Annotated in this window: 20 protein-coding genes and 1 tRNA gene; 13 read left to right on the top strand and 8 right to left on the bottom strand. The window is 69.5% G+C overall.

Annotated elements, in window-relative coordinates; all coding sequences use genetic code 11:
- Positions 1–116 precede the first annotated feature (116 nt).
- Genes ABIA32_RS18215 through ABIA32_RS18200 form a run of 4 tightly spaced genes read left to right on the top strand, consistent with a single transcriptional unit; the run spans position 117 to position 4,525 of the window.
- Complete coding sequence (locus tag ABIA32_RS18215; RefSeq protein WP_370096356.1) at positions 117–1,046, top strand: branched-chain amino acid ABC transporter permease; 930 nt, start codon at positions 117–119, stop codon at positions 1,044–1,046.
- Positions 1,047–1,050: 4 nt separating this feature from the next.
- Positions 1,051–2,976, top strand: a complete 1,926-nt coding sequence (locus ABIA32_RS18210) for a branched-chain amino acid ABC transporter permease (protein WP_370096354.1) — start codon at positions 1,051–1,053, stop codon at positions 2,974–2,976.
- A 5-nt stretch (positions 2,977–2,981) separates the two neighbouring features.
- Entirely contained in the window at positions 2,982–3,812 is an 831-nt protein-coding gene (locus ABIA32_RS18205) for an ABC transporter ATP-binding protein (RefSeq protein WP_370096590.1), read from the top strand.
- On the top strand, positions 3,809–4,525 hold the full coding sequence (locus ABIA32_RS18200; RefSeq protein WP_370096352.1) for an ABC transporter ATP-binding protein: 717 nt from the start codon (positions 3,809–3,811) through the stop codon (positions 4,523–4,525). Before ABIA32_RS18205 ends, ABIA32_RS18200 begins: the two co-directional genes overlap by 4 nt.
- Positions 4,526–4,593: 68 nt before the next feature.
- Here the strand turns inward: ABIA32_RS18200 and ABIA32_RS18195 are convergent, their stop codons facing one another.
- Positions 4,594–5,235: an ANTAR domain-containing response regulator gene (locus ABIA32_RS18195; RefSeq protein WP_370096350.1), complete on the bottom strand. Its 642-nt coding sequence runs from the start codon at positions 5,233–5,235 to the stop codon at positions 4,594–4,596.
- Between the two features lie 94 nt (positions 5,236–5,329).
- On the opposite strand from ABIA32_RS18195, the gene ABIA32_RS18190 reads away from it, so the two are divergent.
- From ABIA32_RS18190 to ABIA32_RS18180, 3 genes are all read left to right on the top strand, one after another.
- Positions 5,330–5,404 (top strand) — tRNA-Leu (locus ABIA32_RS18190).
- A 110-nt stretch (positions 5,405–5,514) separates the two neighbouring features.
- Positions 5,515–6,252: a helix-turn-helix domain-containing protein gene (locus tag ABIA32_RS18185; protein ID WP_370096348.1), complete on the top strand. Its 738-nt coding sequence runs from the start codon at positions 5,515–5,517 to the stop codon at positions 6,250–6,252.
- A 255-nt stretch (positions 6,253–6,507) separates the two neighbouring features.
- Positions 6,508–8,148, top strand: a complete 1,641-nt coding sequence (locus ABIA32_RS18180; RefSeq protein WP_370096346.1) for an APC family permease — start codon at positions 6,508–6,510, stop codon at positions 8,146–8,148.
- Between the two features lie 76 nt (positions 8,149–8,224).
- Here the strand turns inward: ABIA32_RS18180 and pyk are convergent, their stop codons facing one another.
- A complete protein-coding gene (gene pyk, locus ABIA32_RS18175; protein WP_370096344.1) occupies positions 8,225–9,670 on the bottom strand; it encodes a pyruvate kinase in 1,446 nt (481 codons plus the stop codon).
- Between the two features lie 183 nt (positions 9,671–9,853).
- Here pyk and ABIA32_RS18170 point away from each other — a divergent pair, with 183 nt between their 5' ends.
- From ABIA32_RS18170 to ABIA32_RS18155, 4 genes are all read left to right on the top strand, one after another.
- A complete protein-coding gene (locus tag ABIA32_RS18170; protein WP_370096342.1) occupies positions 9,854–11,029 on the top strand; it encodes an EfeM/EfeO family lipoprotein in 1,176 nt (391 codons plus the stop codon).
- Between the two features lie 116 nt (positions 11,030–11,145).
- Positions 11,146–12,375 (top strand): iron uptake transporter deferrochelatase/peroxidase subunit, encoded by a 1,230-nt coding sequence (gene efeB, locus ABIA32_RS18165; protein WP_370096340.1) that lies wholly within the window; start codon positions 11,146–11,148, stop codon positions 12,373–12,375.
- A gap of 158 nt (positions 12,376–12,533) precedes the next feature.
- A complete protein-coding gene (locus tag ABIA32_RS18160) occupies positions 12,534–14,390 on the top strand; it encodes a phospholipase C (protein WP_370096338.1) in 1,857 nt (618 codons plus the stop codon).
- A gap of 92 nt (positions 14,391–14,482) precedes the next feature.
- A complete protein-coding gene (locus ABIA32_RS18155; protein WP_370096336.1) occupies positions 14,483–15,415 on the top strand; it encodes a hypothetical protein in 933 nt (310 codons plus the stop codon).
- 148 nt (positions 15,416–15,563) lie between these two features.
- Here ABIA32_RS18155 and ABIA32_RS18150 read toward each other — a convergent pair whose 3' ends face one another.
- The 4 genes from ABIA32_RS18150 to ABIA32_RS18135 all read right to left on the bottom strand — a co-directional run bounded on the left by ABIA32_RS18150 (position 15,564) and on the right by ABIA32_RS18135 (position 23,446).
- Positions 15,564–17,027 carry a glutamate synthase subunit beta gene (locus ABIA32_RS18150; RefSeq protein WP_370096334.1) on the bottom strand — a complete coding sequence of 488 codons (1,464 nt, stop codon included), beginning with the start codon at positions 17,025–17,027 and terminating at the stop codon, positions 15,564–15,566.
- The gene (gene gltB, locus ABIA32_RS18145) at positions 17,020–21,612 is read right to left on the bottom strand and encodes a glutamate synthase large subunit (RefSeq protein ID WP_370096588.1); all 4,593 of its coding nucleotides are present in this window, start codon (positions 21,610–21,612) and stop codon (positions 17,020–17,022) included. Before gltB ends, ABIA32_RS18150 begins: the two co-directional genes overlap by 8 nt.
- A gap of 338 nt (positions 21,613–21,950) precedes the next feature.
- Positions 21,951–22,673 carry a VIT1/CCC1 transporter family protein gene (locus tag ABIA32_RS18140; protein WP_370096586.1) on the bottom strand — a complete coding sequence of 241 codons (723 nt, stop codon included), beginning with the start codon at positions 22,671–22,673 and terminating at the stop codon, positions 21,951–21,953.
- Between the two features lie 122 nt (positions 22,674–22,795).
- On the bottom strand, positions 22,796–23,446 hold the full coding sequence (locus ABIA32_RS18135; protein ID WP_370096332.1) for a TetR/AcrR family transcriptional regulator: 651 nt from the start codon (positions 23,444–23,446) through the stop codon (positions 22,796–22,798).
- Positions 23,447–23,517: 71 nt separating this feature from the next.
- On the opposite strand from ABIA32_RS18135, the gene ABIA32_RS18130 reads away from it, so the two are divergent.
- Entirely contained in the window at positions 23,518–23,895 is a 378-nt protein-coding gene (locus tag ABIA32_RS18130) for a nuclear transport factor 2 family protein (RefSeq protein ID WP_370096330.1), read from the top strand.
- On the top strand, positions 23,892–24,308 hold the full coding sequence (locus ABIA32_RS18125; protein ID WP_370096328.1) for an ester cyclase: 417 nt from the start codon (positions 23,892–23,894) through the stop codon (positions 24,306–24,308). The genes ABIA32_RS18130 and ABIA32_RS18125 overlap by 4 nt, the downstream gene beginning before the upstream one ends.
- On the opposite strand, the gene ABIA32_RS18120 is transcribed toward ABIA32_RS18125, so the two are convergent.
- Both ABIA32_RS18120 and ABIA32_RS18115 read right to left on the bottom strand, forming a co-directional pair.
- A complete protein-coding gene (locus ABIA32_RS18120) occupies positions 24,305–25,009 on the bottom strand; it encodes an ABC transporter ATP-binding protein (RefSeq protein ID WP_370096326.1) in 705 nt (234 codons plus the stop codon). The two genes, ABIA32_RS18125 and ABIA32_RS18120, sit on opposite strands and share 4 nt — an antisense overlap.
- Positions 25,006–26,079, bottom strand: coding sequence for an ABC transporter permease (locus tag ABIA32_RS18115; RefSeq protein WP_370096324.1), 1,074 nt, complete (start codon positions 26,077–26,079; stop codon positions 25,006–25,008). Before ABIA32_RS18115 ends, ABIA32_RS18120 begins: the two co-directional genes overlap by 4 nt.
- Between the last annotated feature and the right edge of the window lie 18 nt (positions 26,080–26,097).

Below are 26,097 nucleotides of genomic sequence, written 5' to 3'. Positions count from 1 at the left end.
ACCAATCCCCGCCGCGCGGGGGCGCGCAACCGCAGCGCCCCCGCGCGGTTTCATACCCGCCGACCCCGCGGGACCCCGTTTTCCCAGCGAACGACTCGAACACTCGGAGGCCTGCGGTGCACGAACTGCCGCAAAACCTGGCCAACGGCCTACTCCTGGGCGCGACGTACGGACTGATAGCCGTCGGCTACACGATGGTCTACGGCATCGTCCAGCTCATCAACTTCGCCCACGGCGAGATCTTCATGACCGGCGCCTTCGGAGCGCTGACCGTGTGGACGAACCTCGGCACCGGCGTCTCCCTGTGGGTCGCCCTGCCTCTCATGCTCGTCGGCGGCATCATCTGCTCGACCGTGATCGCGGTCGTCGCCGAACGATTCGCCTACCGGCCGCTGCGCAACGCCCCCCGCCTCGCGCCACTGATCACCGCGATCGGCCTCTCGATCGTGCTGCAGCAGCTGGTCTGGGCCTACTACCCGGGCGCCACCTCCGCGCTGATCTTCCCCTCGCTGCCCGGCCATGCCGTGCAGGTCGGCTCGGTGCTGGTCCAGCCCGCCGATTTCTTCGTGGTCGCCGCCGCCCTGGTCTCCATGCTCTTTCTGGCCTGGTTCGTGAACCGGACCAGGACCGGCCGCGCCATGCAGGCCACCGCGCAGGATCCGGACACCGCCAAGCTCATGGGCATCGACACCGACCGGGTGATCGTCATCGCCTTCGCCCTCGGCGCGACCTTCGCCGCCGTCGCCGGCGTCGCACACGGCCTCCGCTACGGGCAGATCGACCCGTTCATCGGCTTCCTCAACGGTCTGTACGCCTTCACCGCCGCAGTCGTCGGCGGCATCGGCAACATCTACGGCGCCATGCTCGGCGGCATCGTCATCGGCCTGGTCCAGTCGCTGGCCGGCATCTACGTCAAGGACATCCCCGGCATGGGCCAGTTCAGCAGCGGCACCTGGGCCGGTGTGTGGACCTTCGTCGTACTCATCCTGGTGCTCATGTTCAGACCACAGGGTCTGCTGGGCGAACGCGTCGCGGACAGGGCGTGACAGCATGACCGATCTCCAGCTCACCGACGCGGCCGAGTCCGGCCGCCCGACGGACGCCCCGCGTCCGCTGCTCCCGATGTCCGCCGGCGCGGCACGCGCCCTCACCGCCTTCGGCGGCGTCCTGACCGCCGGCTCGGCGTTCCTCGCCTGGACCTACAGCTCCCGCTTCCCCGACAACCTGACGGTCAACGGCTACCCGGCCGGCCTGCAGTGGGTCACCTTCGCCGCGGGCCTGCTCACGACGCTCTTCGCGATCGCAGCGTTCCGCCCGAACGGGATGCGCTGGCTCTCCCCCTCCGGGGACGCCGACGCAGCCGCCTTCGTCCTCGCCCTCGGCGCGTTCTGCACCACCTGGTACACGCTGCTGACCATCAGCTTCGAGCTGGGCGGACTGGCCAACCTCACCACCGGCGGCATGATCGCCGGCGGGGCGGCGCTGCTGACCCTGGTCGGCGGCCTCTCCCTGCGACGTGGCACGGTCAGCGGGTCCTCTCTCAGCAAGACCCTGGCGCTGAAGGTGATCGCGGCCGCGGCCGGCCTCGGCGTGCTCGGCGTGATCGCGATCCCGGTCGGCACCGGCCTGGACGGACTGCTCTGGATCGTCGCCGGCCTGGTCCTGCTGGCCCTGCTGCTCATGGTCATCGCCCGCTACGTCGGTCAGGCCGTGACGCCGCGCCCGCTGCGCCAACTGCCCGGCGCGGTCGAGATCCTGCTGATCGTCGCCATCCTGGCGGTTGGCCTGCTCGTCTTCATGTACGGCATCGACACCTCCTCCGGCGAACTGTTCATGGGCTTCATGATCATGTTCTGCTTCGCGCTCTGGGGCGTCCACTACACGGGGCTCCTGGCGCGGATGGGGGATCTCTTCGCCCGCCAGCGGGCCGCGCTCGCGGTCGGCGCGTTCGTCGCCGCCGCCGTCTTCCCGCTGACCCAGACCAGCGACGTCAACGCAACCATCGGCGTCAACCTGCTGATCTTCGGCACCACCGCGCTCGGCCTCAACGTGGTCGTCGGCCTCGCCGGTCTGCTGGACCTCGGCTACGTCGCCTTCCTCGGCGTCGGCGCGTACACCGCCGCTCTGGTCTCCGGCGCGGCCACCTCGGCGCTCCACGTCCAGTTTCCCTTCTGGGCGGCCGCGCTGACCGGCGCGGCAGTCTCCGGGGTCTTCGGTGTCATCCTCGGCGCGCCGACCCTGCGAGTGCGCGGTGACTACCTGGCCATCGTCACCCTCGGCTTCGGTGAAATCTTCCGCATCGTCGTCGGCAACCTGGACGGCGTCTCCGGCCCCAACCTCACCGGTGGGCCGAACGGCATCGTCAACATCCCCGACCTCAACATCTTCGGATTCGACTTCGGCGCCTCCCACTCGCTTCTCGGGATCAACTTGGGCCGGTTCTCGAACTACTTCGAACTGATGCTGCTGGTCACCGCGCTGGTGGTGCTGATCTTCAGCCGAGCGAGCGACTCCCGGATCGGCCGCGCCTGGATCGCCATCCGCGAGGACGAGATCGCCGCCTCCGCGATGGGCATCAACGGCTTCCGGTTCAAGCTGCTCGCCTTCGCCCTCGGGGCGACCCTGGCCGGCCTCGCCGGCACGGTGATGGCACACGTCACCCTGAGCGTGGTGCCCGACCCGTTCCAGTTTGCCGGATCGGTACCGCCCAACTCGGCCTTCCTGCTGGCCGCCGTGGTCATCGGCGGCATGGGCACCGTGCCCGGGCCGTTCGTCGGCGCGATGCTCTTCTACGTGCTCCAGTCCAAGCTGGCGTTCCTGCAGAGCCACCAGCTGCTCGTCTTCGGCGCCGCCCTGATCCTCTTCATGCGCTTCCGCCCGGAGGGCATCATCGCCAGCAAGCGCCGGCAGCTGGAGTTCCACGAGGCCGAGACCGAGACCGCTGCCGCCGCCCACCTCAGCACCGCAGGGGCGTGACCGAGATGACCGACACCCTCACCACCACGGCCGGCACCCCGCTGCTGGAAGCCCAAAGCGTCGTGATGCGCTTCGGCGGCCTCACCGCCGTCGGCGGCGTCGACCTCACCGTCAACACCGGCGAGATCATCGGCCTGATCGGCCCCAACGGAGCCGGGAAGACCACCTTCTTCAACTGCCTGACCGGCCTCTACGTGCCGACCGAGGGCAAGGTGACCTACCAGGGCAAGGTGCTGCCGCCGACCCCGCACAAAGTCACCCAGTCCGGCATGGCCCGGACCTTCCAGAACATCCGTCTCTTCCACAACATGACGGTGCTCGAGAACGTCCTGGTCGGTCGGCACACGCGGATGAAGGAGGGCCTGATCTCGGCCCTTCTGCGCGGCCCCGGCTACCGCCGAGCCGAGACGGAATCCCGCGAAAAGGCCCTGGAGCTACTGGAGTTCGTCGGCCTGGGGGCCAAGCGCGACTGGCTCGCACGCAACCTCCCCTACGGCGAGCAGCGCAAGCTGGAGATCGCCCGGGCCCTGGCCAGCGACCCCGGGCTGCTGCTCCTGGACGAGCCGACGGCCGGCATGAACCCGCAGGAGACCCGCGCCACCGAGGACTTGGTGTTCGCGATCCGCGACCGCGGCGTCGCGGTGCTCGTCATCGAGCACGACATGCGCTTCATCTTCAACCTCTGCGACCGGGTGGCCGTGCTGGTCCAGGGTCAGAAGCTGGTCGAGGGAGACGCGCAGACCGTGCAGAGCGACGAGCGGGTCATCGCGGCCTACCTCGGCACGCCCTACGAGGGCGACAGCACCACCGGCACCAGCACCGAGGAGTCCCAGTGACCGCGCTGCTCGAGGTCAAGGACCTCCGCGTCGCCTACGGCAAGATCGAGGCCGTCAAGGGCATCTCCTTCTCGATCGAGGCCGGCCAGGTCGTCTCGCTGATCGGCACCAACGGAGCCGGCAAGAGCACGACGCTGCGCACCATCTCGGGACTGCTCAAGCCGGTGTCCGGGGAGATCCTCTTCGCCGGACAGCGGATCGACGGACTGGCCGCGAACAAGATCGTCAGTCTGGGTCTGGCCCACTCACCGGAGGGTCGGCGCATCTTCGCTCGGATGACGATCGAAGAGAATCTGCTCCTCGGCGCCTTCCTGCGGAAGGACCAGGCCGGCGTCACGGCGGACGTGGAGCGCGCCTACGAGCGCTTCCCGATCCTCGGCGAGCGGCGGAAGCAGGCGGCGGGCACGCTGTCCGGCGGTGAGCAGCAGATGCTGGCGATGGGCCGCGCGCTCATGTCCCAGCCGAAGCTGCTGATGCTGGACGAGCCGAGCATGGGCCTGTCGCCGATCATGATGCAGAAGATCATGGCCACCATCACCGAACTGCGCGACCAGGGGACGACGATCCTCCTGGTCGAGCAGAACGCCCAGGCCGCGCTGTCCCTGGCGGACCAGGGGCACGTGATGGAGGTCGGCCGCATCTCCCTCTCCGGGACCGGCGAGGCACTGCTCCACGACGAGTCCGTGCGGAAGGCGTACCTCGGCGAGGACTGAGCACCAACGGAAGAGAGGAGGGCGGGACCGCGATGCGGTCCCGCCCTCCACTTCTTCTGTCCTACCGGCTACTCCACAGGCTTCTTCTTGGCGTCCTGCGCGGCGCCTTCCTCGATGACAGCCTCGGCGACGGCCTTCATCGTCATCCGGCGGTCCATCGAGGTCTTCTGGATCCACCGGAACGCGGCCGGCTCGGAGAGCCCGAACTTGGTCTGCAGCACACTCTTGGCGCGGTCGACGAGCTTGCGGGTGTCCAGACGCTGGTTGAGGTCCTCGACCTCCAGCTCCAGCGCGCGGATCTCGCTGTAGCGGGAGACGGCCATCTCGATAGCGGGAACGAGGTCGCCCTTGTTGAACGGCTTGACGATGTAGGCCATCGCACCGGCGTCCCTGGCCCGGTCCACGAGCTCGCGCTGCGAGAACGCGGTCAGCATCAGCGTCGGCGCGATGTGCGCCTCGTGGATCTGCTCGGCGGCGGAGAGTCCGTCCAGCACGGGCATCTTCACGTCCAGGATCACCAGATCCGGCCGCAGCTCCTGCGCGAGCTTGACGGCCGTCTCGCCATCCCCGGCCTCACCGACGACGGTGTAGCCCTCCTCCTCAAGCATCTCCTTGAGATCGAGGCGGATCAGTGCCTCGTCCTCCGCGATGACGACACGGGTCGTCGTCGGCGGGACGTGCGGGTCCTGCTGCTCGTCGGCGACGGTCACGATGCTCCTCTTAATGACGCGGGTGCGTGCACGAGCCTACCCGGACACGGTATGTTAGGTGTGCAGCGGGGGAGGCATAGCCTTCGATCCGTAGGCCCCGGTAGCCCAATTGGCAGCAGGCGATGGATTCAAAACCCATACAGTGTCGGTTCGAGTCCGACCCGGGGCACTTCTCCTTCGATTCCAAGGTCACAACCTCTGGTTCGACATTCGCTCGAATGAGCGAAATTCCCACGGAATAGCCCTGCCGCCGAGTGCGCCGCGCATAGGCCTGGCGACATGTACAGCCTGGGTATCCGCAAGCAAGCGCTCGCACTTCTCCAGTCCGGCCTGACACTCAGCGAAGCGAGTCGTCGCACCGGCGTCTCGCGTTCGACTCTCCGACAGTGGCACAGCGAGCCGACATCCCCGGCACGAGCGGCCTGCCCGCGCGACACCGAACTCGGCGCGCCATACGCCTACTTGCTCGGCCTCTATCTCGGCGACGGGTGTATCAGCCGGTCCCGCCGCGGGGTCCACGTCATGCGGATCGCCTGCGCGAACGCCTGGCCCGGACTGATCGACGCCTGCGAGGAGGCGCTGCGCACGGTCATGCCGACCAGCAGCGTCTGCCGGGTCGCCTGCCCGGGATGCACGAGCGTGGTCAGCTACAGCAAGCACTGGCCATGCCTCTTCCCCCAGGCCGGCCCCGGGCCCAAGCACACACGATCCATCCGACTGGACGACTGGCAGTCGATCCTCGTCAAGCAGCACCCATGGCCGTTGATCCGGGGCCTCATCCACTCCGACGGCTGCCGATTCACCAACTGGACTGAGCGCGCCGGGCGGCGCTACGAGTACCCGCGCTACGTCTTCACGAACAAGTCCGACGACATCCGCGGGATCTTCACGGACGCTCTCGATCGGGTCGGCGTCGAATGGAAAGTGACAAGGCGGGGGAGCACCCCTTACAACACTTCGATCGCCCGTCGGGCGTCCGTTGCGCTGATGGATGAGCACGCCGGGGCGAAGCACTGACGATTCTCAAGTGAGGGCAGCGATGACCTTGAGAATCCAAGGTCTACACGCGTCACATCGTGAATATTCTTCACTCATCTGAGCAATGCTCAAATCTTCCTCAGCTACTCAGCGCATCCATTCATGGCCTCCGAGCTGCACAGACGACCAGCCAGTAGGCATCTATTCAGTAACGAGACCTATGCATGGGATAAATACGTCGCTTAACTTTGGGCAACTCTCAAGCAACTGCTCCCCACCCTCGAGAGGCCCTGCATGAGTACCAGCACCAAACTGTCCGCATCCCCGTCGGGCGGTCGAACGCTCAAGCGCGAGGTCGGACTGATCGGCCTGATGTGGGCTTCGGTCGGTTCGATTATCGGATCCGGCTGGCTCTACGGAGCCCAGAAGGCCGTGGTCGTCGCCGGTCCGGCGGCGATCATTTCGTGGATCGTCGGCGCCATCGCCATCGTGCTGCTGGCGCTGGTCCACGCCGAGCTCGGCGGAATGTTCCCCGTCGCGGGTGGCACCGCTCGGTATCCGCACTACGCCTTCGGCGGCTTCGCCGGGATGTCCTTCGGTTGGTTCGCCTGGCTCCAGGCCGCGACTGTCGCGCCGATCGAGGTCGAGGCGATGATCGGTTACGCCGGGTACTTCTCCTGGGCCAAGGGCTTCATGAACGCCGACGGCACCCTCACTGCCTCCGGCTTCTGCGTGGCCGTGGTGCTGATGGCTGTCTTCGTCGCCGTCAACTTCCTCGGCGTCAAGGCGCTCGCGCACACCAACACCGCCGCCACGTGGTGGAAGATCTTCGTGCCGCTGGTCGCGATCTTCGTGATCTCGGCGTCGCACTTCCACAGCGGCAACTTCACCTCTCACGGTTTCGCGCCATTCGGAGCGAAGGGCGTCCTCGCCGCGATCAGCACGTCCGGGATCATCTTCGCGCTCCTCGGGTTCGAGCAGGCCATTCAGCTCGCCGGCGAGAGCCGCAACCCCAAGAAGGACATCCCGCGCGCGGTCCTGGGCTCGGTCGCGATCGGCGCCGCCATCTACATCCTGCTGCAGATCTCCTTCATCGGAGCCCTGCCGGGCAGCAGCTTCGCCCACGGCTGGGCCAACCTCGCCTACAAGGGCATCGAGGGTCCCTGGGCCGGTCTTGCTTCTCTCGTGGGTCTCGGGTGGCTGGCCTTCGTTCTTCGCCTGGATGCGATCATCTCCCCTGCGGGCACCGGCCTGATCTACACCACGTCCACGTCTCGCATCTCCTTCGGCCTGGCCCGGAACGGCTACGCGCCGGACGGATACGGGAAGCTGAACGACAAGGGCGTGCCGTGGGTCGGCATGATCACCTCGTTCGTCATGGGCGTCATCTGCTTCCTGCCGTTCCCCAGCTGGCAGACCCTGGTCAGCTTCATCACCTCGGCGTCCGTGCTCATGTACGCCGGCGCCCCGCTGGCCTACGGAGCACTGCGCAAGCAGCTGCCCAACTGGGAGCGCCCCTACAAGCTGCCCTTCGGCCAGGTCATCTCGCCGATCTCCTTCGTCGTCGCGAGCCTGATCGTCTACTGGTCCGGCTGGGACACCCTCTGGCGCCTCGGCGTCGCCGTTCTCCTGGGCTACCTGGTGCTGGCCATCTCCGCCTGGGACAACGCGGTGAAGGGAAAGGCGAACACACCCCGCCCGGACTGGAAGGCCTCCTACTGGCTGCCCGTCTACCTGATCGGCCTGGGGATCATCTCCTGGCAGGGCGGCTTCGGCCAGGGCTCGCAGAACCACATCGGCCTGTGGTGGGACATCGCGATCATCACGGTCTTCTCGATCGCCATCTACTACTGGGCGATCGCTACCTCGCTCAAGACCGCTGAGATCGAGCGGAACATCGAAGAGGTCGAGGTCGTCGACGAGGGCGGTCACTGACCCCCGCCGCTTCAGCGGAAAAGCCGAGCCCGGCCGGAGCAGTGTCGCTCCGGCCGGGCTCTTCCGCGCTCGGGGTTCAGCGCTTCGTCGGCACCGGCAGGTCGTCCTGGCCGACGTGGTGGACGCGGACCAGGTTCGTGGAGCCGGCGAGGCCGGGAGGGGAACCGGCGGTGATGACGACGATGTCGCCGACCTCGCAGCGGCCGATGGCCAGCAACGCGGCGTCGACCTGTTCGATCATCTCGTCCGTGGTCTCCACGAACGGGCCGAGGAACGTTTCGACGCCCCAGCTCAGCGAGAGCTGGCTGCGTACGGCGGGCTCGTAGGTGAAGGCCAGCACCGGGATCGGCGAGCGGTAGCGGGACAGCCGCTTCGCGGTGTCGCCGGACTGGGTGAAGGCGACCAGGTAGCGGGCGTGCAGGAAGTCGCCGATCTCGGCCGCCGCGCGAGCGACGGCGCCGCCCTGGGTGCGGGGCTTGCTGGACTCGGTCAGCGGCGGCAGGCCCGCCGCGATGATCTCCTCCTCTGCCGCGCAGATGATCCGGCTCATGGTGCGGACCGTCTCCACCGGGTACTTGCCGACGCTGGTCTCGCCCGAGAGCATCACCGCGTCCGCACCGTCCAGGACGGCGTTGGCGACGTCCGAGGCCTCGGCGCGGGTCGGGCGGGAGGCGTTGATCATCGAGTCGAGCATCTGCGTCGCGACGATGACCGGCTTCGCGTTGCGTCGGCAGAGTTTGATGGCCTGCTTCTGCACGAGCGGGACCTGCTCCAGCGGCATCTCGACGCCGAGGTCGCCGCGGGCGACCATCACGGCGTCGAAGGCGTCGACGATCCCTTCGAGGTTGGCGACGGCCTGCGGCTTCTCCACCTTGGCGATGACCGGGACGAAACGTCCCTCCTCGCTCATGATGCGGTGGACGTCCTTGATGTCGTCCGCGCTGCGGACGAAGGAGAGCGCGATCAGGTCGGCGCCGATGCGGAGGCCCCAGCGCAGGTCGGCGACGTCTTTGTCGCTGAGCGCGGGGACGGAGACGGCCACACCGGGAAGGTTGAGGCCCTTGTGGTCGGAGACCATGCCGCCCTCGACGACCGTGCAGTGCACGTTCTGGCCTTCGACGGCGGTGACTTCGAGGCAGACCCGGCCGTCGTCGACGAGGATCCGCTCGCCGGGGGTGACGTCGCCGCAGAGGCCCTTGTACGTGGTGCCGCAGCGGTTGCGGTCGCCGTCGACGTCGGCGGTGGTGATGGTGAAGGCGTCGCCGCGCTCGAGGAGCACGGGGCCTTCGGCGAAGGTTTCGAGGCGGATCTTGGGGCCCTGCAGGTCGACCAGGATGCCGACGCTGCGGCCGGTCTCGTCCGCGGCTTTGCGGACGCGACGGTAGCGGTCCTCGTGCTCGGCGTAGCTGCCGTGACTGAGGTTGAAGCGGGCCACGTCCATTCCGGCGACGACCAGGGTCTTGATCTGGTCGTAGCTGTCGGAGGCGGGGCCTAGCGTACAGACGATTTTTGCTCGGCGCATGTTACGAGCGTAGGTCCTACTGATTGGTAGCTTCGCGGCCCCGACTGGGCGTCAGATGTCTTTTGTCCGACCCCGCGTTGAACTTTCCGAAACGTACGCACGGATGAACCGAAAGGGAACAGTTCCTTTCCGCACACCACTCCCCCTATCGAACGTGTATCGACGCTGCCTAGCATCGGCGCAATGGAACAGGTGGGGCGAAAGGCGGCCTTGACGGCCGCAGCGGCAGTCGCGCTGGCGGGCGTCGCGGCGTGGGAGCTATCGGGGGGCGCGCAGGGCGCGCCGCACGCTCCAAGTGGGGTCGTCGCGCCTGCCGAGTACCCCTCGCTCCGGCACACAACTGTTCAGGTCTCCCCCGGCACCTGCGGGACGGGCTGGACCGCGCCGACCGCCGGACTGCAGGTCTTCGACGTGACGGATGTGGGCCGCTCCCCCGCCGACGTCTACCTGATCCGGCCCGCCACCGGCGCGGTGGTCGGCGAGATCGAGGGCCTTTCGCCGAACCGGTCCCGTCCGATGCTGGTGGACCTCGCGCCCGGCACCTACACCTTCCGCTGCCTGCAGCAGGACACCGACGCGGCGACCGGTCCTGCCGTGACGGTCAAGGGGAACAGCGGAGACCCGGGCACGCCCGCCGTCGTGCCGGTCACCCAGCAGGACCTGATCCCGGCGACGCTCGCCTACCAGCGTTGGGTCTCCGCCCAACTGCCGGGCCTGGTCACGGCCGCCGACGCGCTGCACAGCGCCGTCGCCGCCGGCGACCTCGCCACTGCCCGACAGCGTTGGCTGGCCGCGCACCTCGCGTACGAGCGCCTCGGCGCGGCCTACGGGGCCTTCGGTGACGTCGAGGCCGAGATCAACGGCCCCCGGCAGCACGACACCGGTTTCCACGCCCTGGAGTTCGGGCTCTGGCACGCCGGCTCCACCACGGGGCTGGAGCCCGTCGCAGCCAAGCTGCTGAGCGACGTCCAGGGGCTGCGGTCGGCCTGGCCGAAGGTGCAGTTGGACCCGCTGGTGCTCGGCGTGCGCGCGCACGAGATCGTCGAGAACGCGATCGAGTTCGAGCTCAGCGGCCGCACCGACTACGGCAGCGGCTCCAACCTCGCGACGGTGCAGGCGAATCTGGACGGCACGGCGGAGGTGCTGTCGCTCGTCCGCCCGCTGCTGACGACGCGCGTGGTCCTGCCTCGCATCGACGCGGCGCTGACCGCTGCGCAGACCGAGCTCCGTTCGCTGGGCGGCACACGGCTGGACGCGCTCACCCAGACGCAGCGCGAGCAGCTGAACGCGGCCTTCGGAGACCTGGTGGAACAGCTCGCGCCGGTGGCGGCCGTGCTGGATGTACGGAGGACGTCATGAGTGCGGAGCTGAGGCGCAGCGGAGGATGGGGGTCCGCGGAGCGAGCGACGAGCGAGGCGGACACGCGCCCGCAGAGGAGCCGAGGCGGAGCACGACCCGAGGGCGTCGCCGGCGCGGTGGGCAGGCGATCGGTGCTGGCGGGCGCGCTGGCGGCGGGGACGGTGGCCACGGTCAGCGGGGCGGTGCCGTCGTTGCCGGCGGCGCGCGGGGAGCGGACGTCGGCCGCTGCGGAACCCGCCCGGGGCTTCCACGGGGTGCACCAGGCGGGCATCCTCACGCCCAAGCGCCGCTGCGCCGCGTTCGTCGCCTTCGACGTGACCGCCGCCGACCATGCCGGGCTCGCCGAGCTGTTCGGCACCCTCACCGAGCGGCTGCGCTTCCTCGCGACCGGCGGCAGCACCGGCGGCGTGCCGGACCCGCTCGGGATCTCCGCGCCGCCTGCCGACTCCGGCGTGCTCGGCCCGGCCCTGCCCGCCGACGCGCTCACCGTGCTCCTCGCCGTGGGCTCCTCGCTCTTCGACGGACGCTTCGGGCTGGCCGCCCGCAAGCCGCTGCGGCTGTCGACCATGCCGGCCTTCCCCGACGACGACCTCGACCCTGCGCTCTGCCACGGCGACCTGCTGCTGCAACTGGAGGCGGACGACACCGACGTGCTCGCCCACGCGCTGCGCGACCTGGCCCGGCACACCCGAGGCGGGATGCAGGTGCGCTGGCGGATCGACGGCTTCTCCTCGCCGCCGCGCCCGGTCGGCACGCCGCGCAACCTGCTGGGCTTCCGTGACGGGACGGCCAACCCGGACACCGGCGACGAGCGGCTGATGGACCGGCTGGTCTGGGTCGGTCCGGGCCAGGGCGAGCCGGCCTGGGCAGCGGGCGGCTCGTATCTCGCCGTGCGGCTGATCCGGATGCTGGTGGAGTTCTGGGACCGGGTGGGGATCATCGAGCAGGAGCGGATGTTCGGTCGGCAGAAGGCCTCCGGCGCGCCACTGGACGGTCAGCGCGAGTCGGACGCCCCGGACTTCGGCGCCGATCCGACCGGCGACGTGATCCCGATGGACTCGCACATCCGGATGGCCAACCCGCGTACAGCCCAGACCGACGACCAGCGGCTGCTGCGCCGCGGCTTCAACTACGACCGGGGCACGGACCCGAACGGCAACCTCGACATGGGCCTGGTCTTCTGCGCGTACCAGCAGGACCTCGCGCGGCAGTTCGCCACCGTGCAGAAGCGGCTCGCGGGTGAGCCCCTGGTCGACTACATCCGGCCCTTCGGCGGCGGCTACTTCTTCGCGCTGCCCGGCGTGCGGAACACGAACCACCGTTTCGGGAACGGACTTCTGTTCTGACATCCGGCCCGGATTCCCGGATGATCTACGCGCGCAGACGCTAGGCTTCCCCCGCCGTTTACGGGACCGTCACCCAACCGCTCCGGGCATGTACGCCGTGGCGCGAATGATGCGGTCCGCAGCTGATGTGAGTTCAGTCCCAGTGGAGGGGAAACGGGATGACCGGGAAGACCGGCAGTACGAAGACCGCGGGTCGCGGCAGGCGTTGGGCCGCGCTGGCGGGAGCGGCCGCGCTGACCGTCGCCGCGGGCACCGCTCCGGCCTGGGCGGCGTCGGGGGCGCAGCACGGCGAGGGCCACGGCAAGGTGCACACCAGCACGCCGATCAAGCACCTGGTGGTGATCTTCCAGGAGAACGTGTCCTTCGACCACTACTTCGGCACCTACCCGAAGGCCGCGAACACCGACGGCACCCCCTTCACCGCGGCGAAGAACACGCCCAAGTCGGTGAACAACCTGGCCAACTCCGGTCTGCTGACCACCAACCCGAACCTCTACGCGCCGCAGCGGCTCACCGGCAAGCAGGCGATGACCTGCGACCAGAACCACGGCTACACCGCCGAGCAGTACGCTGCCAACGGCGGCGCGATGGACAAGTTCGTCCAGTACACCTCCAAGGACACCTGCTCGGGCGGCCTGTACGGCGCGCCCGGCCTGGCCATGGACTACTACGACGGCAACACCGTCACCGCCATGTGGAACTACGCCCAGCACTACACGCTGAGCGACAACTCCTTCAGCGACGGCTACGGCCCGTCCACCCCGGGCGCGCTGAACCTGATCTCGGGTCAGACGCACGGCGTGGTCTCGGTCTCCGGCACCGGCAGCACCGAGAACCCGGTGCAGACCACCACGCCGGACCCGTACACCGTGCACTCGCCGAACGCCCAGGGCGTCGGCACCGTCGTCGGCGACCCCGACCCGGCCTACGACGACTGCTCGGACAACAACCACGCCTCCCCCTACGCGCTGGCCGAGATGCAGGGCAAGAACGTCGGCGACCTGCTCAACGCCAGGAACGTGACGTGGGGCTGGTTCCAGGGCGGCTTCCGCCCGACCACCGCTTACAACGGCACCAGCGGCTACGCGGTCTGCGGCGCGAAGCACACCAACCTGGGCGGCGCGTCGGTCTCCGACTACAGCCCGCACCACAACCCGTTCGAGTACTACAAGTCGACCTCCAACCCGCACCACCTCGCCCCGGCGAGCACCGCGGAGATCGGCAACAACGGGCAGGCGAACCACCAGTACGACCTGACCGACTTCGACGCGACGTTGTCGGCCGGCAACCTGCCGGCGGTGAGCTTCCTCAAGGCGGGCTCCTACCAGGACGGCCACGCGGGCTACTCCGACCCGATCGACGAGCAGAACTTCCTGGTCAAGGAGATCAACGCGCTGCAGTCCTCGCCGGAGTGGTCCTCCACGGCGGTCGTCATCGCCTACGACGACTCGGACGGCTGGTACGACCACGTCTACCACGCGCCGACCAACGGCTCCACGGACACCGCGGCGGCCTCCGCCACCACGACGGTCGACTCCCCCGCCTGCCAGTCCGGCCCGGCCGCGGCCGGCGGCTACGCCGACCGCTGCGGTGTCGGCCCGCGTCAGCCGCTGCTGGTGATCTCGCCCTACGCGCGGACCAACCACATCTCGCACACCTTCACCACCCAGGCCTCGATCACCCGCTTCATCGAGGACAACTGGAAGCTGGGCCGGGTCGGCGACAGCTCCTTCGACGCGAAGGCCGGTCACCTCTCCTACGCGTTCGACTTCCGTCACCCGAACAACGTGCGGGTGCTGCTGAACACGGACGGCTCGGTCGGTTCGGTCACGCCGATCGGAAACGGTGACAACGGCGACACCCCGATGGCGATCCAGGCCTCTCCGGCGGGGGCGTCCGCGTCCTCGGACGGCGGCTCGACGATGCTGTCGGTCAGCCTGGGCGCGGCGGCGGTCGCCGCTCTCGGCACCGGCTGGGCGGTCTCCCGCCGGGCCCGGCGCAAGGTCGCCGCGTAGCGGCGTAGCACCAGGGCGGTCCCGATACGGCCTCGGTCGTATCGGGACCGTTCGACGAGGAACCACAGCTGCGGCCGATGCGTCGAAGAGACATGCGCCTCACCAGAGCCCTCACCCTCGCCGCCGTCGTGCTGACGACATCCGCCGGCTGTGCGAGCAGTACGTCGAGCCCACCGTTCGCGAGCAGCTCCGTGTCGGCCTCCGCGCGGCCGCAGGTCTCGACCAATCCCGACTCGTTCACGGTCCGCGCGGGCAAGCTCATCGCCGGCTGGGACGGCTCCCCGACCGAGCAGTCCTGGGACTTCGGCTACGTCCCACTGAGCGACACGGTGCGGCTACCGGCCGGCGCCTTCCACTCCGGTGCGGACAAGGCCGCGTACTACGCGGGCCAGTTCCGTCTCACTGTCCCGCTGCCCAAGGGGCCCGCGCAGCAGACCGTGCGCTTCGACAAGGGCAATCCCCGGACGCTCCCAGGACTCACACCGGATGCCGCGCTGCGCACCGAGAGTGTCGGCCGCTGCCCGACGACGAGCTGTCCCACCTACCTCACCGTGACCGGTGCCAAGCCCACCACGGAGCGGGTGCTGACGAACCGGGGTGAGGCGACCGTGCCTGCGTGGTCCTTCCGGATCTCGGGATACCAGGGCGAGTTCGTCTTCGCCGCAGTGAAGTCCGACCCGTTCCCCGACCTCACGCCCGGCGGCACGCCCGGGCCCCCGCCTCAGCTCAACGGCTACCAGGGTGCGGGGCTCAAGTCGGTCTCCGCCGATGGGCGGACGCTGACTCTGGGTGTGGAGGTGGGCTGCGGGGGTGCGATGCCGTCCGGCCTCGTCCAGGAGAGCAAGAGCGTCGTCGTCATCGGCTCGAAGCTCCCGCCGAAGCCGAGCCCCGGCGTCAACTGCGTGGACGGCCTGACGTTCGGGTCCGTCACCGTACACCTGTCCGAGGCCCTGGGCGCCCGGACCGTCATCGACGTCGGGACCGGGCTTCCGCGGGCGGCCAGCACCCCTCCGACGGCCCGCTGAGGCCGGGCCGGTGAAACGCACAACGGCACCGGCCCCCCGAACTTGGTCGGGGACAGGGGGCAGGTGCCGTCTGGTGCGCCGCGTGCGATCCGGCGCCATTGCAGGCCACGCGGGTTCTACTGGCCCGTCGGAACGTCAGCTCACAGCGTCACACCGTGAGCGGGCGGTCCGTCGGGCGGATCGGGGCGGGCAGCGTCGAGGCGCGGCCCGAGAGGTAGGAGTCGACCGCCTTGGCCGCGGAGCGGCCCTCGGCGATCGCCCAGACGATCAGCGACTGGCCGCGGCCCGCGTCACCGGCCACGAAGACGCCATCGACATTGGTGGCGAAACGGCTGTCGCGCGCGACGTTGCCACGCGGGTCGAGCTCCACACCGAGCTGTTCGACCAGACCGTTCTTCACGTCCGTCCCGGTGAAGCCCATGGCCAGCGTGACCAGCTGCGCCGGGATGGCCCGCTCGGTGCCGGGGACCGGCTCGACACGACCCTCGGTGAAGACTACCTCGACCAGGTGCAGCTGCTGAACCTGGCCGTCCTCGTCGCCGCTGAAGTGGGTGGTGTTCACGGAGTAGATCCGCTCGCCGCCCTCCTCGTGCGCGGAGGTGACCTTGTAGACCATGGGCATGGTCGGCCACGGCTGCCCGGTCGGGCGGTCCTCGCCCGGCTGCGGCATGATCTCCAGCTGGGTCACCGAGGCCGCGCCCTGGCGGTGCGCGGTGCCGACGCAGTCGGCTCCGGTGTCGCCGCCGCCGATGACGACGACGTGCTTGCCGGCGGCGCTGATCGGAGAGTCGACGTAGTCGCCCTCCTGCACCTTGTTGGCCAGCGGCAGGTACTCCATGGCCTGGTAGACGCCGGTCAGCTCGCGACCGGGCACGTTCAGGTCACGGGCGGTGGTGGCGCCGGCCGCGACGACGACCGCGTCGAAGCGGTGGCGCAGGTCACGACCGGTCAGGTCGACGCCGATCTCGACACCGGTACGGAACCGGGTGCCCTCCGCGCGCATCTGCTCGACGCGGCGGTTGACGTGGCGCTTCTCCATCTTGAACTCGGGGATGCCGTAGCGCAGCAGGCCGCCGATGCGGTCGGCGCGCTCGTACACCACCACCGTGTGCCCGGCCCGGGTCAGCTGCTGGGCGGCGGCCAGACCGGCGGGTCCGGAGCCGACGACGGCGACGGTCTTGCCGGAGAGGCGGTCCGGGATCTGCGGCGTCACGTCGCCGTTGTCCCAGGCCTTGTCGATGATGGTGACCTCGACGTTCTTGATGGTCACCGCGTCCTGGTTGATGCCGAGCACGCAGGCCGACTCGCAGGGGGCCGGGCAGAGGCGACCGGTGAACTCCGGGAAGTTGTTGGTCGCGTGCAGGCGCTCGGTGGCGCCCTTCCAGTCGTCGCGGAAGGCCAGGTCGTTCCACTCGGGGATCAGGTTCCCGAGCGGGCAGCCGTTGTGGCAGAACGGGATGCCGCAGTCCATGCAGCGACCGGCCTGCTTGCTGATGATGGGGAGCAGGCTGCGCTCGACGTAGACCTCGTTCCAGTCCCGGACGCGCTCGGCGACGGGACGGCGCTCGGCCAGCTGCTTCGGGGTGGTGAGGAAGCCCTTCGGGTCAGCCATGTGCCGCCTCCATCATCTTGCGGGTGGTCTCGGACTCGGAGAGCCCGTCTCGCTCGGCGGCGTCCTTGGCGGCGAGCACTGCCTTGTAGTCGGTGGGCATGATCTTGGAGAAGCGGGACACGCCGCCGCCCCAGTCGGCGAGAAGCTCGGCCGCCACCGTGGAGCCGGTCTCCTCGTAGTGCTGCTGCACGGTGTCGCGCAGCCACTCGCGGTCCTTCGCGTCGGGCGCCTCGATGCCGACCATGCCGCCGTTGACGTTGGCGGGTCGCAGGTCGAGAACGTACGCGATGCCGCCGGACATGCCGGCCGCGAGGTTGCGGCCGGTCTCACCGAGGATCACGACGCGCCCGCCGGTCATGTACTCCAGGCCGTGGTCGCCCACGCCCTCCACCACGAGGGTGGCGCCGGAGTTGCGGACGGCGAAGCGCTCACCGGCCTTGCCGCGCAGGTGGATCCGGCCTTGGGTGGCGCCGTAGCCGATGGTGTTGCCGGCGATGACGTGGTTCTGCGCGTCGGCGCCGATGGCGGAGGCGTTCCGCGCCGGGCGCACGATCACGACGCCGCCGGAGAGGCCCTTGCCGACGTAGTCGTTGGCGTCGCCCTCCAGGCGCAGCGTGATACCGCGCGGCAGGAACGCGCCGAAGGACTGGCCGGCGGAGCCGGTGAGGGTCACGTCGATGGTGCCCTCAGGCAGGCCCTCGCCGCGGTAACGCTTGGTCACCTCGTGGCCGAGCATGGTGCCGACCGTGCGGTTGACGTTGCGGACCGGCAGCTGGATCTTGACGGACTCGCCGTGCTCCAGGGCGTCGTGGGCCAGCTCGATGAGCTGGTTGTCCAGCGCCTTGTCCAGGCCGTGGTCCTGCTCGGTGGTCTGGTAGAGCGAGGAGCCCGTGTCCGGGACGTGCAGCAGCGGGGCGATGTCGAGGCCGGAGGCCTTCCAGTGGTCGATCGCCTCGGAGGCGTCGATCAGCTCGGCGTGGCCGACGGCCTCCTGGATGGTGCGGAAGCCCAGCTCCGCGAGGATCTCGCGGACCTCCTCGGCGATGAACTCGAAGAAGTTCACCACGAATTCGGGCTTGCCGCTGAACCGCTCGCGCAGCACCGGGTTCTGGGTGGCGACGCCGACCGGGCAGGTGTCCAGGTGGCAGACGCGCATCATGATGCAGCCGGAGACCACCAGCGGGGCGGTGGCGAAGCCGAACTCCTCCGCGCCGAGCAGTGCGGCGATGACGACGTCACGGCCGGTCTTCAGCTGGCCGTCGGTCTGCACGACGATGCGGTCGCGCAGGCCGTTGAGCAGCAGCGTCTGCTGGGTCTCGGCCAGGCCGAGCTCCCAGGGGCCACCGGCGTGCTTGAGGCTGGTCAGCGGCGAGGCGCCGGTGCCGCCGTCGTGGCCGGAGACCAGCACGACGTCCGCGTGGGCCTTGCTGACGCCCGCCGCGACCGTGCCGACGCCGACCTCGGAGACCAGCTTCACGTGGATGCGGGCCGCCGGGTTGGCGTTCTTGAGGTCGTGGATGAGCTGGGCGAGGTCCTCGATGGAGTAGATGTCGTGGTGCGGCGGCGGGGAGATCAGGCCGACACCGGGGGTGCTGTGCCGGGTCTGGGCCACCCACGGGTAGACCTTGTGGCCGGGCAGCTGGCCGCCCTCGCCGGGCTTGGCGCCCTGGGCCATCTTGATCTGGATGTCGTCCGCGTTGACCAGGTACTCGCTGGTGACGCCGAAGCGGCCGGAGGCGACCTGCTTGATCGCGGAGCGGCGCTCCGGGTCGTAGAGGCGGCGCGGGTCCTCGCCGCCCTCACCGGTGTTGGACTTGGCGCCCAGCCGGTTCATGGCGATGGCGAGGGTCTCGTGGGCCTCGAGCGAGATCGAGCCGTAGGACATCGCGCCGGTGGAGAAGCGCTTGACGATCTCGCTGACCGACTCGACCTCCTCGATCGGGATCGGTCCGCGGCCACTGCCGCCGTCGGCGAACTTGAACAACCCGCGAAGCGTCATCAGGCGCTCGGACTGCTCGTTCACGCGCGAGGTGTACTGCTTGAAGATGTCGTAGCGCTTGGTGCGGGTGGCGTGCTGGAGGCGGAACACCGTGTCCGGGTCGAACAGGTGCGGCTCGCCCTCACGACGCCACTGGTACTCGCCGCCGATCTCCAGGCGGCGGTGCGCCGGGGAGATGCCGGAGACCGGGTACGCCTGGGCGTGCCGGGCGGCGGTCTCCTTGGCGACCTCGTCCAGGCCGATGCCGCCGAGCTTGGTGGTGGTGCCCGAGAAGTAGGCGTCCACCAGGTCCTGGCTGAGGCCGATGGCCTCGAAGACCTGCGCGCCACGGTAGGAGGCGACGGTGGAGATGCCCATCTTGGACATCACCTTGAGCACGCCCTTGCCGAGCGCCTTGATCAGGTTGCGGATCGCCTTCTCCGGCTCGATGCCGCTGATGAAGGTTCCCTGGGCGACCAGGTCCTCGACGGACTCCATGGCCAGGTAGGGGTTGACCGCGCCGGCGCCGTAGCCGATCAGCAGCGCGACGTGGTGCACCTCGCGCACGTCGCCGGCCTCGACGACCAGACCGACCTTGGTCCGCTGCTTGGTGCGGATCAGGTGGTGGTGCACCGCTGCGGTGAGCAGCAGCGAGGGGATCGGCGCGTGCTCGGCGTCCGAGTGGCGGTCGGAGAGCACGATCAGGCGGGCGCCGTCGGCGATCGCCGCGTCGGCCTCGGCCGCTATCTCAACGAGCCGGCCGGCGAGGGCCGCGCCGCCGCCGGAGACCTTGTAGAGGCCGGAGAGCGTGACCGCCTTCAGGCCCGGCAGGTCGCCGTCCGCGTTGATGTGGATCAGCTTGGCCAGCTCGTCGTTGTCGATGACCGGGAAGGGCACGACGACGGAGCGGCAGGAGGCCGCCTCTGCCTGGAGCAGGTTGCCCTCGGGGCCGAGGTTGGAGCCGAGCGAGGTGACGAGCTCCTCGCGGATGGCGTCCAGCGGCGGGTTGGTGACCTGCGCGAACAGCTGGGTGAAGTAGTCGAAGAGCAGCCGCGGCTTGGCGGAGAGCGCGGCGATGGGCGAGTCGGTGCCCATCGAGCCGAGCGCCTCGCCGCCGGTCTTGGCCATCGGAGCGAGCAGGACCCGCAGCTCCTCCTCGGTGTAGCCGAAGGTCTGCTGACGACGCGTCACCGAGGCGTGGGTGTGTGCGATGTGCTCGCGCTCGGGCAGCGCGTCGAGCTTGATCGAGCCCGCGTGCAGCCAGTCGGCGTAGGGGTTCTCGGCGGCGAGCGCCGACTTGATCTCCTCGTCGTCGACGATGCGGCCCGCGGCGGTGTCCACCAGGAACATCTTGCCGGGCTGCAGGCGGCCCTTGCGGACGACCTGCTCCTGCGGGATGTCCAGGACGCCGACCTCGGAGGCGAGCACGACCAGGCCGTCGACGGTGACCCAGTACCGGGCCGGGCGAAGGCCGTTGCGGTCGAGCACAGCGCCGATCTGGGTGCCGTCGGTGAAGGTGACGCAGGCCGGGCCGTCCCAGGGCTCCATCAGGTTGGAGTGGAACTGGTAGAAGGCGCGGCGGGCCGGCTCCATGGTGGCGTGGTTCTCCCACGCCTCCGGGATCATCATCAGCACGGAGTGCGGCAGCGAACGGCCACCGAGGTGGAGCAGCTCCAGGACCTCGTCGAAGGAGGCAGTGTCGGAGTGGTCCGGGGTGCAGACCGGGAAGATCCGGTCCAGGTCGCCGGGGATCAGGTCCGTGGCGATCTGCGACTCGCGGGCCGTCATCCAGTTGCGGTTGCCCTTGACGGTGTTGATCTCGCCGTTGTGGGCGACGAACCGGTAGGGGTGCGCGAGCGGCCAGCTCGGGAAGGTGTTGGTCGAGAAGCGGGAGTGGACCAGACAGAGCGTCGAGGCGAAGCTGCGGTCTGAAAGGTCGGGGAAGAACGGCTCCAACTGCCCGGTGGTGAGCATGCCCTTGTAGACGATCGTCCGGGCGGAGAGGGAGGGGAAGTACACCCCGCCCTCGCGCTCGGCGCGCTTGCGCAGAACGAAGGCGACCCGGTCCAGCTCGAGGCCGGTCCTGCCGCCCTCGGCGTCGGTGACGAAGAGCTGGCGGAAACGCGGCATGACCGAGCGGGCGGTCGTGCCGAGCAGGTCCGGGGTGACCGGGACGTCACGCCAGCCGAGGACGGTCAGGCCCTCGGCTGCGGCGATCGCCTCGACGGTGGCGACGGCGGCCGCGTCGGCGGCGTCGTCGTCCGGCAGGAAGGCGATGCCGACGGCGTAGTGGCCCTGAGCCGGAAGCTCGAAGCCGGCCTCGGCGGCCTTGGTGCTGAGGAACGCGTGCGGGATCTGGGTCAGGATGCCGGCGCCGTCGCCGGAGTCCGGCTCGGAGCCGGTGGCCCCGCGGTGCTCCAGGTTGCGAAGGACTGTGAGGCCCTGCTCCACGATGCGGTGCTCGGCGACTCCGCTCAGTGAGGCGACGAAGCCGACGCCACAGGCGTCGTGCTCGTTGCTCGGGTCGTACAGGCCCTGCTTGGCGGGCCGCGCGTCCGCCAAGGCCGCGTAGGGGCGGGGGGCGGGGTGCGAAGACGCAGGCAGCATCGGCTCTCCCGTCGTCGTGGTTGGCATGGAGTCAATTCACATGCGCATACGGGACGACGCTGGCCCTTTGCGATTGCGTGTCGTGCAGGTTACATGATGCCGGAGATTCCACTTAGTGGATTTTTCAGTCCACCATGTGGACCGGCCAGCGGCTCAGGCCATGGATGAGGGCCTTGGAGGGGACATCCCGTCACGTCTCGAATCCAGGGTCACGGGTATTCGGACGTCCTCGCAAGTCTGCCCGATCGCTGCGCTCGCGAAACAGAGCATTCACGCGATTGCTGTGTGTGAGTAACACCACGTGAAGCCCCACCAGGGGCGCGGGGAACTGACCGAGGTCAGGCGATGTGTCCGCCGATGAGCTGGCCGAGCAGGAAGGTCACGCCCGCTGCCGCCGCGCCGAGGGTCAGCTGGCGCAGGCCGCTGAACCACCAGCTGCGCGCCGTCACCTTGCTCACGACCGCACCGCAGAGGAACAGCCCGAGGACGGAGAGGATCACCGCCGGGATCAGCGACGTCGCGCCCAGCAGATACGGCAGCAGCGGCAGCAGCGCGCCCAGCGCGAACGCCGTGAAGGAGGAGACCGCAGCCACCAACGGCGACGGCAGGTCGTGCGGGTCGATGCCCATCTCCTCGCGGGCGTGGACCTCCAGCGCCCGCTCAGGGTCCGCGGTGAGCTGCTGCGCCACCTCGAAGGCGAGCCGGGGCTCGACGCCGCGGTTGACGTAGACCTGAGCCAGCTCGGCCAGCTCCTCCCGCGGGTTGCGCTTCAGCTCCAGCCGCTCGATCTCAAGCTCCGCCTGGACCAGCTCTCGCTGCGAGGCGACCGAGGTGTACTCGCCGGCGGCCATCGAGCAGGCGCCGGCCGCGAGGCCGGCCAGGCCGGTCAGCACCACGACGCCGTGGCTCGCGCTGCCGCCGACGACGCCGGACATGAGCGCGAAGTTCGAGACGAGGCCGTCCATGGCCCCGAAGACCGCCGGGCGGAGCCAGCCACCATTCACGTCGCGGTGGTCGTGCTTGTAGGCCTCGGCGGTCTCGGCTATGTCCTGGGCGCTCATCGTCGTCGTTGTCACGTCAGGAAACTAACGCTCCTGGAGCCTCATTTCCAGCAAGCCAGTACTGCCTTACCACCGCCCTGACCTGCGAAGTTAGGCGATCCTTGCCTAACCGAACGGCAGCCCTAACCTGACGGCAGCAGCGCGGCGATCAGTTGGGCGGTGAGCCAGCGCTCGTAGTCCGACGGCGCCCAGCCCCGGCTCTCCACCAGGGCGAGGTAGGTCCGTTCGCTCGCCAGGGTCCAGACGATGTCGGCGGCACGGTCGATGGAGAGGTCGGCACGGAGGCGGCCGTCCTGGCGCAGCGATTCGGCCAGGCGCCACTGGTCCTGGTAGCGGTGTTCGGCCGTGTCGCGCACGAGCTGCCTGATCTCGGCGTCGGAGCCTGCCGCGTCGGCCAGGACGGCGAAGACGGGTGCCTCCCGGCCGCAGATCTCCGTGTGCAGGCGCGTGAACAGTGCGAGCCGCAGCTCGGGGTCGCCTTCCTGGACAATCTCCAGCCAGCGCGAGCTGGCGGCGAGCGGGACTTGCTCCTGGCGGCCGCTCACGGCAAGGTCCAAGAGCTTCGTGAGGATGTCCCGCTTTGCCCGGGTGCTGGCGTACACCGTCTGCACGGCGACCCCCGCGTGCTCCGCGATCGCGTTCATGGTCGTGGCGGTGTAGCCGTCGCGCACGAACAGCTCCTGCGCCGCCGCCAGGATGCGGCGCTGGGTGTCGGCGGCCTGCCGACGACGATTCGACGCGTCATAGCGACGAGCCTTGCCCTCATCGACCATGTCGTGAGAGTATCACTATATCGAATAGATGAACACTCTATCAAATAGAGCTGAGATCCTGGGAGGTCACCATGCCCGCTCAGACTCCCGCCGAGCTGCACAGGATGTTCCAGCAGGCGGTCAACGACGGCGCCGTCGACGCGCTCGTCGCCCTGTACGAACCCGAACCCGCCTTCGCCACCAGGGCCGGTGACCCGGCCGTCGGCGGCACCGCGCTGCGCGCGCACCTGGCCGGACTGCTGGCCGCACGGCCTCACTTCGACAGGGTCGCCACGACCAAGGTCTTCGAGACCGGCGACATCGCACTGACCTGCTCCGACTGGTCAGCCACCGCGACGGACGCGCACGGCGCCACGGTCGCCATGAGCGGCCGAGGTACCGAGGTCGCCCGGCGGCAGCCGGACGGGACCTGGCTGCTGGTCATCGACAACCCGTGGGGAACCCGATGACCGATGCCGGCGCGGCCGTCGACGTGGTCCGCCGCTACATCGACCGCGTCAACGCACATGACTGGGACGCGGTCGCCACCCTCACCGCCGAGCCGCTCAGCACGGCGGTGCGCGATGGCCTGTGGCGGGCCAACCCGGATCTGCGCATCGACGTGGACTGGCTCGCCGCGCACGGCGACCGGGTCTCCATGTGGTGCTACGGCTTCGGAACTCACACCGGAACCTGGGTGCTGCCCGCCTCCACGGGCCACTTCGCCGGTCGCGCCCTGACGCCGACCGGACGGCCGTGGCGCGCGGCCTGTGCGGTGACGTACCGCATCGCCGACGGACGCATCGTGGACGTGTGGGGGATCTGGGACTGGCTCGACCTGCTCGGTCAACTCGGAGTGGTGACCGTCGGAGCTGCGCCCTAGGACGTCTGCCGCACCCTCGCGGCGGCAGCCGTCTCCCACAACCGCCCGTCGCCCATCTCCAGGACCCGGTCCGCCGCCAAGAGTTGGGCCTTGTCGTGGGTGACCATCACCGTCGCCGTGCCGTGCTCGCGGGTGACCGCGGCCAGCAGGCCGACGATCTGCTCGCCGCGCTCGTGGTCGAGCGCGGAAGTCGGCTCGTCGACCAGCAGCACCGCCGGATCGGCGAACAGTGCACGGGCGATATTGACGCGCTGGCGCTCGCCGCCGGAGAGCTCGTGCGGGCGGCGGTGCTGCTTGCCGTCCGTGAGGCCGACGGAGGCGAGCAGGGCCTCGGCGCGGGCCAGCGCCGTCTTCGGCTTCTCGCCGCGCAGGTGGGCCACCGCCTGCAGTTGCTCTACGGCCGTCAGCGAAGCCAACAGGTTCGACTGCTGGAAGACGATGCCGACCTTGTCCCGGCGCAGCGCGGTGCGCTGCCGGTCGTTCAGTGCCGCCGCTTCCTCGCCCGCGATGACGACCTGACCGCTGTCTGGGGTGAGCAGCGTCGCGGCGACCGCGAGCAGGCTGGACTTGCCGGAGCCGGAGGGGCCGACCACAGCGATGAACTCTCCCGCGCCGACCGTCAGCGAGACCTGGTCCAGGGCGGTGAGACGGCGGTCGCCGTCGGGGTAGGTGAGGATGATGTCGTTCAGGACGAGGGTCATCGGTTGGCTCCCAGCGCGGTCAGCGGGTCGACAGAGGTGATCCGGCGCACGGCGAGGGCCGCGCCGAAGAGGCCCAGCAGGACCATGACGACGACGGGGACGGCCACCGTGGCCGCGCCGAGGGTGAAGGGCATGCCCGTGCCGCCGAGCAGCGCGCCGCCCGCGAAACCGATCGCCGCCCCGGTGAGCGTGCCGCCGAGCAGCATGGCCAGGGCCTGCGCGAGCGCGTCACGGACCAAGTAGGCGCTGGAGGCGCCGACGGCCTTCAGCACCGCGATGTCGCCCTTGCGCTGCACCGTCCACACCGTGAAGAAGGCGCCGACCACCAGGGCGCTGACGGCGAACAGGAAGCCCTGGATCATCTGCAGGCTGCCCTGCTCGGCCGAGAAGCCGTCGATACCGGCCAGGGACGCGCCGCGCGTGACCGTGTCGGTGTTCTGGGCGCGGTCGAGCGCCGTGGTGTCCGCGCTGCCCGGGTCGACCGCGAGGGCGTTCGGCTGCGCGGCGCCCGTCACCTGCTGCCAGGTGGCCTCGGGAGTCCACACGCTCGGGGCATGTCCGTAGGAGCGGTCGGCGGTGATGCCGGAGACGGTGAGCGTCTGCGCGCCGACGGTGACCTTGTCGCCGGGCTTGAGGCCGTTGGCGTCGGCGACCTTCTGACTCACCGCGACCTGGTCGCCTTGCGGTGCCGAACCGGACTCCAGCGGGGGTATCAGGCCCGAGGGGGCGCCCAACACGCTGACCGATGTCGCCCCCGCACCGCCCGTGAACCTGGACATGGCCACCCCGAACGGCTGCACCGAGCCGATCCCCGGCGCCGACTCCCAGGCCTGCTGCTGGGCCGCGCTGATGCCGCTGTTGCTGAACGACACCTGCGGCGTCGCGCCGTGCGGCGCGCCAAAGACGATGTCGGTGGCCGGCAGCTTGGCGATGGCGGAGGAGGCGTCGGAGGCGAGCCCGCCGGTGAGACCGTAGAGGAAGACCACCAGCGTGGTGATGAGCGTGACGACCGCGCCCATCAGGGCGAAGCGCCCCTTGGCGAAGCGGATGTCACGCAGGGCGACGAACACGGAGCGGCCTCCTGGAGC

Origin of the sequence: Streptacidiphilus sp. MAP12-20 (assembly GCF_041262525.1) — a bacterium.
In the GTDB taxonomy this organism is placed as follows: Bacteria; Actinomycetota; Actinomycetes; order Streptomycetales; family Streptomycetaceae; genus Streptacidiphilus.
The sequence above is the reverse complement of the archived record's forward strand: the minus strand, read 5'-3'. Positions and strand labels throughout refer to the sequence as shown.

Bases quoted from the DNA above. Each gene is read 5' to 3' on its own strand.
- ABIA32_RS18210 (WP_370096354.1), top strand. From the start codon at position 1,051: ATGACCGATCTCCAGCTCACCGACGCGGCCGAGTCCGGCCGCCCGACG.
- ABIA32_RS18205 (WP_370096590.1), top strand. From the start codon at position 2,982: ATGACCGACACCCTCACCACCACGGCCGGCACCCCGCTGCTGGAAGCC.
- ABIA32_RS18185 (WP_370096348.1), top strand. From the start codon at position 5,515: ATGTACAGCCTGGGTATCCGCAAGCAAGCGCTCGCACTTCTCCAGTCC.
- ABIA32_RS18180 (WP_370096346.1), top strand. From the start codon at position 6,508: ATGAGTACCAGCACCAAACTGTCCGCATCCCCGTCGGGCGGTCGAACG.
- pyk (WP_370096344.1), bottom strand. From the start codon at position 9,670: ATGCGCCGAGCAAAAATCGTCTGTACGCTAGGCCCCGCCTCCGACAGC.
- ABIA32_RS18170 (WP_370096342.1), top strand. From the start codon at position 9,854: ATGGAACAGGTGGGGCGAAAGGCGGCCTTGACGGCCGCAGCGGCAGTC.
- ABIA32_RS18160 (WP_370096338.1), top strand. From the start codon at position 12,534: ATGACCGGGAAGACCGGCAGTACGAAGACCGCGGGTCGCGGCAGGCGT.
- ABIA32_RS18155 (WP_370096336.1), top strand. From the start codon at position 14,483: ATGCGCCTCACCAGAGCCCTCACCCTCGCCGCCGTCGTGCTGACGACA.
- ABIA32_RS18150 (WP_370096334.1), bottom strand. From the start codon at position 17,027: ATGGCTGACCCGAAGGGCTTCCTCACCACCCCGAAGCAGCTGGCCGAG.
- gltB (WP_370096588.1), bottom strand. From the start codon at position 21,612: ATGCTGCCTGCGTCTTCGCACCCCGCCCCCCGCCCCTACGCGGCCTTG.
- ABIA32_RS18140 (WP_370096586.1), bottom strand. From the start codon at position 22,673: ATGAGCGCCCAGGACATAGCCGAGACCGCCGAGGCCTACAAGCACGAC.
- ABIA32_RS18135 (WP_370096332.1), bottom strand. From the start codon at position 23,446: ATGGTCGATGAGGGCAAGGCTCGTCGCTATGACGCGTCGAATCGTCGT.
- ABIA32_RS18130 (WP_370096330.1), top strand. From the start codon at position 23,518: ATGCCCGCTCAGACTCCCGCCGAGCTGCACAGGATGTTCCAGCAGGCG.
- ABIA32_RS18125 (WP_370096328.1), top strand. From the start codon at position 23,892: ATGACCGATGCCGGCGCGGCCGTCGACGTGGTCCGCCGCTACATCGAC.
- ABIA32_RS18120 (WP_370096326.1), bottom strand. From the start codon at position 25,009: ATGACCCTCGTCCTGAACGACATCATCCTCACCTACCCCGACGGCGAC.